This is a genomic window from Pseudoalteromonas sp. MIP2626 (genome assembly GCF_013414205.1).
In the GTDB taxonomy this organism is placed as follows: Bacteria; Pseudomonadota; Gammaproteobacteria; order Enterobacterales; family Alteromonadaceae; genus Pseudoalteromonas; species Pseudoalteromonas nigrifaciens.
The window spans coordinates 1-12447 of record NZ_JAATTW010000026.1 but is presented as its reverse complement, the minus strand read 5'-3'; the positions used below and the strand labels follow the sequence as shown (position 1 = coordinate 12447).

Annotated in this window: 12 protein-coding genes; 9 read left to right on the top strand and 3 right to left on the bottom strand. The window is 39.6% G+C overall.

Going from position 1 to position 12447, the window contains the following annotated elements:
• From HC000_RS11660 to HC000_RS11645, 4 genes are all read left to right on the top strand, one after another.
• On the top strand, positions 1 to 915 hold the full coding sequence (locus tag HC000_RS11660; RefSeq protein WP_011329842.1) for a carbohydrate kinase: 915 nt from the start codon (positions 1 to 3) through the stop codon (positions 913 to 915).
• Positions 916 to 1217: 302 nt separating this feature from the next.
• Positions 1218 to 2690, top strand: coding sequence for a carbon starvation CstA family protein (locus tag HC000_RS11655; RefSeq protein ID WP_011329843.1), 1473 nt, complete (start codon positions 1218 to 1220; stop codon positions 2688 to 2690).
• A gap of 181 nt (positions 2691 to 2871) precedes the next feature.
• Positions 2872 to 3564 carry a cupin domain-containing protein gene (locus HC000_RS11650; RefSeq protein ID WP_179807722.1) on the top strand — a complete coding sequence of 231 codons (693 nt, stop codon included), beginning with the start codon at positions 2872 to 2874 and terminating at the stop codon, positions 3562 to 3564.
• A 117-nt stretch (positions 3565 to 3681) separates the two neighbouring features.
• On the top strand, positions 3682 to 4062 hold the full coding sequence (locus HC000_RS11645) for an STAS/SEC14 domain-containing protein (protein WP_179807721.1): 381 nt from the start codon (positions 3682 to 3684) through the stop codon (positions 4060 to 4062).
• A gap of 49 nt (positions 4063 to 4111) precedes the next feature.
• Here the strand turns inward: HC000_RS11645 and HC000_RS11640 are convergent, their stop codons facing one another.
• Positions 4112 to 5011, bottom strand: a complete 900-nt coding sequence (locus tag HC000_RS11640; RefSeq protein WP_010553616.1) for a LysR family transcriptional regulator — start codon at positions 5009 to 5011, stop codon at positions 4112 to 4114.
• A gap of 97 nt (positions 5012 to 5108) precedes the next feature.
• On the opposite strand from HC000_RS11640, the gene HC000_RS11635 reads away from it, so the two are divergent.
• Positions 5109 to 5984: a DMT family transporter gene (locus tag HC000_RS11635; protein ID WP_179807720.1), complete on the top strand. Its 876-nt coding sequence runs from the start codon at positions 5109 to 5111 to the stop codon at positions 5982 to 5984.
• An 83-nt stretch (positions 5985 to 6067) separates the two neighbouring features.
• On the opposite strand, the gene HC000_RS11630 is transcribed toward HC000_RS11635, so the two are convergent.
• Positions 6068 to 7288: a Xaa-Pro peptidase family protein gene (locus HC000_RS11630; RefSeq protein ID WP_179807719.1), complete on the bottom strand. Its 1221-nt coding sequence runs from the start codon at positions 7286 to 7288 to the stop codon at positions 6068 to 6070.
• Between the two features lie 202 nt (positions 7289 to 7490).
• Here HC000_RS11630 and HC000_RS11625 point away from each other — a divergent pair, with 202 nt between their 5' ends.
• Positions 7491 to 7886 carry a hypothetical protein gene (locus HC000_RS11625; protein ID WP_033012968.1) on the top strand — a complete coding sequence of 132 codons (396 nt, stop codon included), beginning with the start codon at positions 7491 to 7493 and terminating at the stop codon, positions 7884 to 7886.
• Between the two features lie 315 nt (positions 7887 to 8201).
• Here the strand turns inward: HC000_RS11625 and HC000_RS11620 are convergent, their stop codons facing one another.
• Positions 8202 to 9104: an AraC family transcriptional regulator gene (locus HC000_RS11620; protein WP_024605394.1), complete on the bottom strand. Its 903-nt coding sequence runs from the start codon at positions 9102 to 9104 to the stop codon at positions 8202 to 8204.
• Positions 9105 to 9289: 185 nt separating this feature from the next.
• Here HC000_RS11620 and HC000_RS11615 point away from each other — a divergent pair, with 185 nt between their 5' ends.
• From HC000_RS11615 to HC000_RS11605, 3 genes are all read left to right on the top strand, one after another.
• Entirely contained in the window at positions 9290 to 10810 is a 1521-nt protein-coding gene (locus HC000_RS11615) for an aldehyde dehydrogenase family protein (RefSeq protein ID WP_011329851.1), read from the top strand.
• A 594-nt stretch (positions 10811 to 11404) separates the two neighbouring features.
• The gene (locus HC000_RS11610; protein WP_179807718.1) at positions 11405 to 11845 is read left to right on the top strand and encodes a hypothetical protein; all 441 of its coding nucleotides are present in this window, start codon (positions 11405 to 11407) and stop codon (positions 11843 to 11845) included.
• A gap of 60 nt (positions 11846 to 11905) precedes the next feature.
• Positions 11906 to 12373 (top strand): DUF4234 domain-containing protein, encoded by a 468-nt coding sequence (locus HC000_RS11605; protein WP_179807717.1) that lies wholly within the window; start codon positions 11906 to 11908, stop codon positions 12371 to 12373.
• The last annotated feature ends 74 nt before the right edge of the window (positions 12374 to 12447 follow it).

Below are 12447 nucleotides of genomic sequence, written 5' to 3'. Positions count from 1 at the left end.
ATGAGTATTTTAATTAATCATAAATCAGGCGAAAACGTAAGTGTTAGCTGCTTTGGCGAAGTGCTGTGGGATTGTTTTGACTCTGGTAAACGCTTAGGTGGCGCGCCACTTAATATGTGTGTGCGTATTAACTCACTAGGCATTAAAGCCGACATGATCAGCGCTGTTGGCAACGACGAGTTAGGCGCTGAGCTGCTCGGCGAAATTGCGAGCAAAGGCGTAAGCTGCGATTATATTGCTATTAATAGTGACAAAAAAACCAGCACGGTTGAGGTAACACTCGATAGTGGTGGCTCAGCAAGTTATGAAATAGTGGCAGATACAGCGTGGGATAATATAGCGCTTACAGATGAGTTACTGAGTAAAGTTAAAAGTAGCGATGTATTTGTATTTGGCAGCCTAATAGGGCGAAGCGAAACGTCTTTGGCAACATTAAATCAATTAGTTGATGTAGCAAACTTTAAAGTGTTTGACGTAAACCTACGTGCGCCTCACTACACATTAGCAACACTCGTAGATTTAATGAACAAAGCCGACTTCATCAAATTAAACGACGAAGAGCTATACGAAATTGCTAAAGCTATGGGTTGTAAGTTTCATTCGCTTGAGCAAAACTTAGCCTTTATTGCTGCACAAACTAATACCGAATATTTATGTGTAACTAAAGGCAGCCATGGCGCATTACTCACCATTAAAGGCGAAAACTACTATAACTCAGGCTATTTAATTAGTGTTGTTGATACAGTTGGCGCAGGGGATTCGTTTTTAGGCTCGTTAATTTATCAGCTGTGCAGTAGTGATTGCGCACAACATGCGGTTGACTTTGCTTGTGCTGTTGGTGCTATGGTCGCCGAAAGTGCCGGAGCAACACCTACTTTAACGCATCAACAAATAAATGAGTTTATGAACCCATAAATAAATTGGTGATAAGGTATTATTAATTTTTATCGATAACTTATCGGGCAGAATAAAAAAGGCAGATTTACTCAGTAAAACTGCCTTTTTTATTACTCTAAATCTTTACATTCTGCACAGTTAACGTTCAATAAGGCCACGAAATAGGTCTAAGTTATTTTATTCGACTATAGTATTAGCTAAACGTCTTATAGTAAGAATATTAATCCTTTGTTAATGTTCGTCGATTATTCACGGAATGAAAGGCCGGAGCGGCAAACAGTGCGCTCTTTAATACAAATACAAAAAGAGAAACATGCTTTATGATCATCTTTTTTATCTGCATCACAATTTTAATACTGGGTTATAAATTTTATAGTCCCTTTGTTGAAAAGCAAGCAGGTTTAGACTCAACGATTGAAACACCACAACAGCGCTTTAGCGAAGGTGTTGATTACGTGGCTATTCATCCTGTGCGTGCATTTTTAATTCAATTTTTAAACATCGCCGGTGTAGGTCCTATTTTTGGTCCTATTCTTGGTGCTTTATACGGGCCCGTTGCACTAGTTTGGATTGTACTAGGTAACGTGTTAGGTGGTGCTGTTCACGACTTCTTCTCAGGTGTTATGAGTATAAAAGAAGACGGGAAAAGCCTGCCAGAAATAGCCGGACATTACTACAACATTGTATTTAAAGGCTTTATGCTGATATTTACTGCCATGCTACTATTTTTTGTAGGCGTAGTATTTATTATGAGCCCTGCGGGCTTATTAAGTAACCTTGATTTTTTTGAAGGTACAATGCTGGCAAATAACACCTTTTGGGTGTTGGCTATTTTAGCGTATTACTTTTTAGCTACCTTGCTACCAATTGATAAAATTATTACTAAGTTTTACCCAATTTTTGGCGCTTTAATGATTGTAATGACAGTTGCTATTGCAGTTTCGTTATTAATTAACGCACCACACTTACCTGTTGCAGGTGACTTTTTAGCTTACTTTAGTGGTGATCATGCACATGACTTTTTAGAGCCCAACCCGGATGGTTTACCTACGTGGCCATTGTTATTTATAACAATTACCTGTGGCGCTATTAGTGGTTTTCACTCAACACAAGCACCTATTATTGCACGCTGTTTAACAAACGAAAAATATGTACGCCCGGTATATTACGGCGCCATGATGTGTGAAGGTATTGTTGGTTGTGTTTGGGCACTTGCTGGTATTGCAGCATTCCCAGAAGGTTATGCAGGTTTAAAAGCATTACTTGATCAAGGTGGCCCAGGTTTAGTAGTTAATCATATTGCTAATAGCTACTTAGGTGTATTTGGTGGTGTTATGGCTATTATTGCTGTAGCTGTATTCCCAATCACTTCAGGTGATACTGCGTTCCGTTCACTGCGTTTAACTGTAGTTGATGCGTTTAATATTCCACAAAGCTTACGTAACCGTTTATTAGTAGCGATTCCAATTTTAGCAATTGCTTACTTTATGACTAAGCTCGACTTCTCGCTTATTTGGCGCTACTTTGCGTTCTCAAACATGCTGCTTTCTACTAGCGTATTATGGCTGGCAACTAAGTACTTGTTTGACCGCGGTGCATTCCATTGGATTGCCAGTATTCCTGCAGTAATTGCCACAGCAGTGACGCTTTCATATATTATGACAGCGGCAATTGGTCTTAACTTATCAAGTGATATGGGCAAACCAATTGGTGCAGTGGTAGCAGTGATTGGCTTTATTACACTTGCCATAGTGCACTCTAAGCACAAAGGTAGAGTAAAAGTTATTAATTAAAAAATGACTATAAATCATAAGTGTTAATTAAAAACGAGCAGTTAAACCTGCTCGTTTTTTTATGCCTAATAATAATAATAAAAGCTCCATCACACTTACGGCTAAATAACATGACTTAATTTAATGCTACCAATATAACTGTTATTATTTGTTAATTGCTTTAACTGAGTTAGGAAAAAAAATGAAAATAGCCGCTGATTTTAGTAAGCGCGTTGTTGTACATAGTGAAAAACTAGAGTGGGTAGCCTCGCCAATGGCGGGAGTACATAGACGCCCTTTGGACAGAGTAGGCGATGAAGTTGCCCGCGCTACAAGCATAGTGCGCTATGCGCCTGGCAGTGAATTTTCGCCGCATATACATACAGGTGGTGAAGAGTTTTTAGTGCTCGATGGCGTATTTCAAGATGAGCACGGCGATTACCCTGTAGGTAGTTATATTCGCAATCCTCCCCAGTCAAAGCACAAACCGGGATCTCAGGGGGGCTGCGTAATATTTGTAAAATTGTGGCAGTTTCAACCACAAGATAGACAGCATGTGTGTTTACACACTAAAAAAATGCAAGGCGTTACGCACCCCCAGTTTAATAATGTTAGCGTAATTTCTTTATATAAAGATAACTTTGAAGAGGTAAGCTTACTGCACTTTAAACCTAACGCCGACATGGTTATAAATGCAAAGGATGGGGCTGAGCTGTTAGTACTTGAGGGATTGCTTAACGAGCAAACAGATACCCTTATTAAAAATAGCTGGTTAAGAGTGCCTATTAATAGCACTGTTAATGCTAAAGCAGGAAGTACAGGCGCAATAGTCTGGCTTAAAACCGGTTATTTAACTGATGTAGCAAACCAAATCACTCGATTAAAGAATGCATAATTAACCACTTCAAATGAAGTAGCAAAACACCCGTTATAGCTGAGCTTTGAGTTGTATCAGTATAGGCCTTAAGCTATCACCTATACTCAAAGTACATTTATTGTAAGAGTACTTATTATGGTTGGTTTAACGCACGGTTTATCTATTGGCATTGAACGCACAGGAAGTGAGTTTTTTTTAACACTAAAAGCAGTAGGCACATTAACTCACAAAGATTATAAGATTATTACACCGATGATCGACTCAGCCCTAAGTAAAGTGGAACACCCTATAGTTAAAGTGCTGATAGATGGCTCACAATTAGAAGGTTGGGAGCTTAGAGCCGCATGGGATGACTTAAAGCTTGGGTTAAAACACGGTAAAAACTTTAAAAAAGTGGCTGTTTACGGCAATAAAGAGTGGCAAGCAACCTTAGCCAAAGTAGCGGGCTGGTTTGTAGCAGGTAAAGTAGCCTACTTTGAAAACGCCACCACAGCCATTGAGTGGCTAAAAGAGTAGTATTAATGTGTGGTAAGTATAAATAAAATAGCAGTAAAGTTATGTGTTTTTATTTTTTAACCTCGGCCCACTGGGCTTTTAGCCAGCGGCTTAGGGTAATAATATCGGTTTGTTTTGCTCGCGATTTTTTATATACAAAATAAAATTTACAGCCGGTTTCAACTCCATGCAGTGGCAACTTAACTAAGTGGTTATCGTGCTGTGAGGCAATAAAAAACGCATCAATAAGCGTAATACCTAAATTATAACGCGCAGCTTCTGCGGCCAGTATAACGTGACTAAAGTGATTAACTCTTACGTTTTTAGGTAGCTCAAAGCCGCCGCTTTTACACCATTGCTGCCAGTCATTGGTGCTACGTTGCTCTGACTCATCATACTGCACCGACAACAGCGGGTGCTTCCATAATTCATTGGGCAGCGATTGATTTTTTAATTGCTGCCACATGCCTTTGCCACAAGCAGGGTAAAGCTTTTCTGCAAATAAAAATAAGCTGACAAACTCACCTTTAGGTGGCGTTGTGGTAATAAAACAATCGGCAACACGGTCGCTAAAATCCGCCTCATCTACAATCATATTTAAAGTTAAGTCGATATCTGGCGAGTCATGTTTAAAGCTTTCTAATCGCGGTATTAACCACTTTACAGCTAATGAGCTATAAAGTGCTAAACGAATATGCCCAGGCTCGCCGTAACGTATTTTTTGTGTGGCAGAGGCTAAACTGGTTAATGAATGACTCACTTCTTGATAGTAACGATTGCCCGCGTCGGTTAACGAAAAGCTACGGCCACTGCGGTTAAATAGCGGCTCGTTTAAATATTGCTCTAGTAATTTAACCTGATGGCTCACGGCACTTTGCGTCACATTTAGATGTTCTGCTGCTTTAGAAAAACTATTTAATCGCGCTACAGATTCAAAACACTGAACAGCACGTAATGGGGGTAATTTCATTATTAGTTAAAATCATACTAAAAGTATTTTAATCATTATACATAATTAAACGAATTGCTCTATGCTAGCGTTTTTAATTTGCGGGCACGGAGTAACAATGCAAAAAATATCAGTTGGCTTAGGCATGACATTACTTGTGGTGGGTAATATTATTGCGGTTTTTTCTGACGCTATAATTAAAACTTTACCAGCAGAAAGCCCCACGTTTCAGTTTGTATTTATGCGCCAACTTACCGCAGTATTAATTTTGCTCCCGTTTTGTTTGTCGGCGAATAAAAAACATTTATTTGCCGGTTTAAAATGGCATGCGGTACGCGGACATGTATGGTTATTTGGTATTATATTTATGGTGTTTGCGCTAAAAGCTTTACCGCTTGCAACCGCTAACGCTATTTTTTATGCAGCGCCTTTATTAATGCTGCCTTTAGCAGTAATGATATTTCGTGAACAGCTAACAAAAAGCAGCATAGCTGTGGCTGTTATTGGCTTTATAGGGGTACTTATTGTTATTCAGCCTACCGAGATTAATTGGGCGGCTATATTTGCACTTGTAGTCGCAATTACACTGGCAATAAATAATGTACTAATACGTAAGTTACCTAAGCACCATAGTATTATGCAAACTTTGTTACTTACCAATTTAGTAGGTATGCCTGTGGGATTAGGTTTGGCGCTGTGGGAAAACGAGCCATGGCATTGGGCCGCACTTATTACTGCGTTTGGCTCTACACTATTTATTTTAATTTATGCGGGAATTTGCGTGTATGTTTATAGCAAAATCGAATCGAGCCAAGTTGCTAGTGCTGAATATAGCGGCTTAGTGGCGGCTGTCGTTGTTGGGTTATTTTGGTTTGGCGAAGTACCTACACTTGGCTTAATAATTGGCGCATCGTTAATTATTTTACCCTTAGTGTGGTTGGCTAACGTACAAAAAAACAAACAGCGATTGGTTAAACGTCAACTCACAAAATAAACTACTGCGCGTGGTGTTGTACTGCGCAGTAGTATTTAGTCGTTTAAGCTAAATAAACAAATGTTAGTTAATTTGAGCTTATATTACTTTTGTAAACCAAACGGGTCGTCAATACTGTGGCTAGGCTCGGTAAACCATTTTGCACCACTGTCGGTCATATAAAAATGATCTTCTAAGCGTACCCCAAATTCATCCGGTATAACCAGCATTGGCTCGTTACTAAAACACATGCCAGCGGCTAGTGGTGTTTTATTACCGCCTACCAAGTAAGGCCATTCGTGAATATCTAAACCAATGCCGTGGCCTGTACGGTGCGGGCAACCAGGTGTTTGGTAATCAGGGCCTAAACCTTGCTCGGCTAAGTAGCTGCGCGCAGCTGTATCTACGTCTTCACATGGCACGCCAATTTTTGCTGCATTGAAAGCTGCAATTTGTGCTGCTTTTTCATTATTCCAAAATTGACGTTGGCGATCTGTCGCTTCACCAAACACATAAGTGCGGGTAATATCAGATAAGTAATCATCTACTTTACAGCCAGTATCAATAAGTACCATGTCGCCTTTTTTAAGGATTTGCGGATCTTTTACCCCATGCGGAAATGACGTTGCAAGCCCAAATAACACGATACAAAAGTAGTTACCCGGCGCGCCTACTTTTTGATGCGCTAGCTTTATAAACTCTTCAACTTCAGTGGTACTAATACCCTCGTGCAGCATGCTTGCCGTAGCTTGGTGAACCACTAAGGTCATATCCATAGCGCGTTGCATTAACGCCAGCTCATTGGCTGATTTATGCATTCTACAATGTGCTGTAACAGGTTGAGCATTCACTAAATTTAAGCCCGTTTGCGCTTTATTAATACCATCAAAAATAAAGAACTGCGCGCTTTCGTCAATACCAATAGTGCTATTAGCCGCAATACCCATTTCCGTTAATATATTAACAAATAACTGATATGGGTTTTGATGCTCTTGCCAGCCACGGATTGGCCCATCAATTACTTTAAAACCATTGAGTGAGCCAATTTCAAAATAAGGAGCTATGTATTGCACTTCACCTTTAGCAGGCAAAATTGCGCCAACTAAACGCTCACTTGCATACCAACGCATACCGGTAAAATAGGCGAGGTTAGTACCTGCATTTAAATAAATGGCATCAATGCCATTGTTTTGCATATACGTTTGCGCTTTGGCTATACGAGATAAATATTCTGCCGGTTGAATAGGGGTTAAATCGCTGGTCATATTGCTTAAGCTAGCGAGTGCTTGTTCTTTGGTTTGGGTGCCAATACCAATTGTGGTCATAATGATCTCCTCTTTTATGCGGCTATTGTGCTTGTGCGGCAGGTTAACTGCAAGTTGATTGCGGTAAAACTTTGTAATCTGAGCATGTATTTAATAAAGCCAATGCGCTATATTAATCTAGGTATGTACTACATAGTCTAGGCATTTTGTTTGCTGTGTATGTTGTTTAGTAAACTATAAAAATAAAAACAAAGGTGGGTGTATGGCTCTGTTGTGGTTGGGGGTTTTATTTATAATAATTGGCACTTTGCCATTTGTACGCTGGTTAAAATGTAAAGTAAGTAAACGCCACTGGCGGGTTTGTGTGGTAGAACAAATAACTGCCGTGGCAAATAATCAAATAACAGCACCCGAAATGTTGCATCAGCCAACTATGCTAGTGAGTTTTCGTTTTGATGGGCAGGTGCACAGTGTATTAGTGGAATATCGTGAAAAAATGTTTACCCGTTTTAAACAAGGTAAAACCTGCACACTGTTAGTTGACAAAAATAACCCGCAGCAGGTTTATAATAACGCAATACTTTGGCAAAGCTACGGATTAGTATGGTTATTAGCCGGTATTAGTTTATGTGCTTTTAGTTATTTTAGTTTGATTTAGTTTGATTTAAATCCCCTCGTTATCCCTTAATAGCGTTTAAGTGCAGCGCTTTTGAGGGAGCCTACCACTCTGTTTACTCTTCTTTTATCTAAGTAATTTTGATTGGAACAAGGCTGCCGGGCAAGAGTCTGGGTTAAGTGTTGCAGGCAAAGAGGGCGACGAAAGTGCCTTAGTTGCAGGCGCTCAGGTTGAAATTTGGTTTTAATACGCAGTATTAATGTGCAATAAAAAATACAATAAAATAAGTTTCGTAGGCGCATTTAGTGCCTACGAAACGTCAATTAACCTCGCTGTAAAATTAATCTAAACCACCACTTAATGACTTTTCTTGGCAATGCTTGCTGGTGGTACGCCATAGGCGTGTTTAAATAAGCGGCTAAAATGGCTAGGGCAATTAAAACCCAGCTCATAACACGCTTGGCTAACCGTGCGCCCCTGCAACAATTTACTATAGGCTTTTTTAAGCCTAAGTTGCTGCTGCCACAGTGCCGGGCTAGTACCAAAGGCCAACTTAAATTGTTGATAAAACTTGCTGCGACTCATGCAGGCAATTTTACACAGCCTCTCTATATCCAATGCTTCATTTAAGTGCTCTTCTATGTATTGCAAAGCATTATTTACCGGTGTTTTAAGCTGCGAATTATTGCCGTTTTTTAGTAATAAATCTCGACTTTGCTGCTGTAGCAAACGGGTAATAAGCTCGTTTAACGATAAGTCGATTAAATAACCTCGCTGCTCGTCGGGCTCACTAAATAAATGCACCATACGCGCTAAAAGTTGTTGGGTTTGGCTATTGTGCTGGCTATGTACCAGCTGCGGTGTATAGGCAAATAAGTCATCGCTGGCAAAGCGTTGCTCAATATTGAGTGCATTAGCCACCTGCGTTATTTTGTCTGTGCTTATTTCAATAGCAAGGCAGGTAGTAGGCGCGCTTAAAGATGCTTGTTCAAAGTCAATTAATACCCCTTGCTCTGGTGCTAATACAAAGGATTCGTGAGGTAAAAATGCCTTATGGTATTGGCAGCTCTCTACATGCATTACCTTTTTACCACTAAGCATGGCGCAAAAAAGTAATTCTTTTGAATGCAAAGCTACTTTTTGTGCATTTTGATAAGTATCGTAAATACTTAGCTCGCTATTATCGGCAGCAAAGGTCACTTTATTTTCAATTAGCACCTTTAATTGCTGGCGTTGCTTATTTAATTGCGGAGTATGCATTTTAATCCCTTTTAAATCTGGACTCATAGACAACTTTTGTGGACAGCAATACATGCTTTTAAGTGTTTGATAGTTTAATGTCAATCAATGCTGATTAATTATAAAACAGCACTTGATTAAATATAAAGCAAAAAGACTTATTCAATAGCTCGACTTTTAGCTAATAACAACAAGAGAGTATCACTATGATTTATGCAAATCCAGGCGAAAAAGATGCACTAATTACCTTTAAAGCGCAATACGAAAACTACATTGGAGGAGAATGGGTAAAGCCAGTAAACGGCCAGTACTTTGAAAATATTAGCCCTGTAAACGGTAAAGTATTTTGTAAAGTAGCGCGCTCCGACAAAGACGATATTGAACTTGCGCTCGACAAAGCCCACGCAGTAAAAGCGCAGTGGGGTACTACATCGGTTACCGATCGTAGTAACGTATTACTAAAAATAGCCGACCGTATTGAACAAAATTTAGAGTTACTTGCAGTTGCCGAAACGTGGGATAACGGCAAAGCAATTCGCGAAACACTCGCGGCCGATATTCCACTAGCCGCCGATCACTTTCGTTATTTTGCAGGTTGCCTGCGCTCACAAGAGGGCGGTATTAGTGAAATTGATGAAACTACCGTTGCCTATCATTTTAATGAACCGTTAGGTGTAGTTGGGCAAATAATTCCGTGGAACTTCCCAATACTAATGGCAGCGTGGAAGCTAGCCCCAGCCTTAGCTGCGGGTAACTGTGTAATACTAAAACCAGCAGAGCAAACCCCTGCCTCTATTTTAGTGCTGATGGAAGTGATTGGCGACTTACTGCCAGCGGGCGTACTCAACGTAGTTAATGGCTTTGGTAAAGAAGCAGGTGAAGCCCTGGCTACCAACACCCGTATTGCTAAAATCGCCTTTACGGGGTCTACCCCAGTGGGTTCACATATTTTAAAATGCGCCGCCGAAAACATAATTCCATCAACGGTAGAGCTAGGTGGTAAGTCACCCAATATTTTCTTTAGCGATGTAATGGACAAAGACGACGCTTTTTTATCTAAAGCAATAGAGGGCGCAATACTGGCCTACTTTAACCAAGGTGAAGTATGTACTTGCCCATCGCGACTATTTATTCAAGAAGATATTTACGAGCAATTTATTGAACGCATTTTACAGCGCACTGCACAAATTAAACGTGGTAACCCGCTAGATACCGAAACCATGGTAGGTGCGCAGGCGTCTAAAGCGCAATTTGATAAAATATTAAGCTACATCGAAATAGGTAAAAAAGAAGGCGCCGAAGTACTTACTGGTGGCAACGTAGAGCAGTTAAGCGATGATCTTAACGGCGGATATTACATTCAGCCTACGCTATTAAAAGGCACCAACGACATGAGGGTATTCCAAGAAGAGATTTTTGGCCCGGTTATTTCAATGTCGACCTTTAAAGACGAAGCCGAAGCGTTGGCACTTGCCAATAGCTCTGAATTTGGTTTAGGCGCCGGTGTATGGAGCCGCAACATGAACCAAGCGTATCGTATGGGGCGTAAAATTGAGGCAGGCCGAGTATGGACTAACTGCTACCACATGTATCCGGCTCATGCCGCGTTTGGCGGCTATAAAAAATCAGGTATTGGTCGCGAAAACCACAAACTCGCACTGGGTCACTACCAACAAACTAAAAACCTATTAGTAAGCTACAGCGAAGATCCGCTCGGCTTCTTTTAATTTTAAGTACAAAGTTTAAATAAACAACCGTTAAGTAATGACAGCGCTGCATATTTGCAGCGCTTTTTTGTATATTGGTTTAATGAATTTAAAACGACTCAACCGCGTAAACGCTCCTAGCACTAGGATAGTGCGTACCATGAAATTACATAAAAGTTGTAACCCATACTCATTGAAGGTAAGCATCAATCGTGTTTTTGCACACTTTTCATTATATGTGTTCTTTTTTCCGTGTTAAAAAAGGGTGTTTCACACCAGCTAAATTTTATAATTAATACCTGTATAAATTGGCAGTGGTTGCGGTTTTGTCGGATAACATTATTAAAAGTCGTTTTGGGGCACTTTAACAAAGGCAATTTTATAACACATGTAATTACTTGTTTACATTAGAGTTGTTTGGTGGAATTATTAAGCTATGTAATATACGCCGTTTTGGGGTGTTATAAACCCCCATAGTGGTGTTCAATAAGCTGTTAGCTTTCTCATAAACTGACTCAGAGCAAGGAGGCATATATCATCGACTAAATATTTACTGAATACGGAATACAAACAATAAGTACTTTAAAATGTCACATAATAAACAGGATGTCCTACATGAAAAAATTTATTTCAATTTTACTTTTCTCTTTAATTCTAACTGGCTGTGGAAGTGATCTTTCTAGTGTAAAAGATGGAACTATGCATTTTGATAACTCGATCACAGTTGGAGATGCTTTTGATAAATATAGTTATTTTACATCAACTGACTGGAGAAGTTTTGAAACATCAAACGGCAGAAAAATTGTAGAAGTTAAAGGTGTTTTTACTGATAACTACCCTATCTTTAAGCAACTAAAGGGAAAAGGCATAGAAGAGCTGTCACTAGTTGTACAGTTTAAGGTGAATAAAGATGATTCATTTGAAATTTCAGCAATAGGAATGAATGCTATAAACTCTTCTGGAGAAGAAACAGAGCAAGATTTAGGTTCAACCATGTCAGAAGCGCAATTAGATCTATTTTTAAAAGAGCTTTATAACGATAAGCCTTTATCATAAAGATAACCAATCGAAATAGATTTCAAAACAAAATAATCAATAGTGAAACAAGGAGACATTATGTCAACAATCACGGAACTAAAAGACGCCATCAACACTAAAACTTTAAACTTGGTTCTTTTAACAATAGCAACGGCAGGAATCTACCCAGTAATATGGATGTTCCTCAACACTCAAAAGTTAGAAAAAATAACATCAAAAAAAATAGCTGATAATACTTTTCTAACTTGGTTAGCAGTTTGTGTCGGGCTTGGCGGAGCGTTTTCAAACCTTGGAGACGAAATTTTAGACGTTATCGCTGGTTTAGTTACAATCGCGTCATGGGTTCTATATATTATTTGGTCATTTAGAGCTAAAAGTGCATTGCAAGAATATGCCTTAACTGAGCATAAAATAGACTTAAGAATGAATGGTTTTTATACATTTATGCTAACAGTGTATTACATCAACTACTGCGTAAATGATTTACCTGAAGCTCAAAGAAAACAACAAATTTTAACAGGTCAAGAACCTGCAACCGAAAGCTAATCGGGTAGCCGGAGGTCTCTAACCTCCAGCCCCCACACCACCCATCATGCGGGTCCGCAATGGGCGGTTCATCT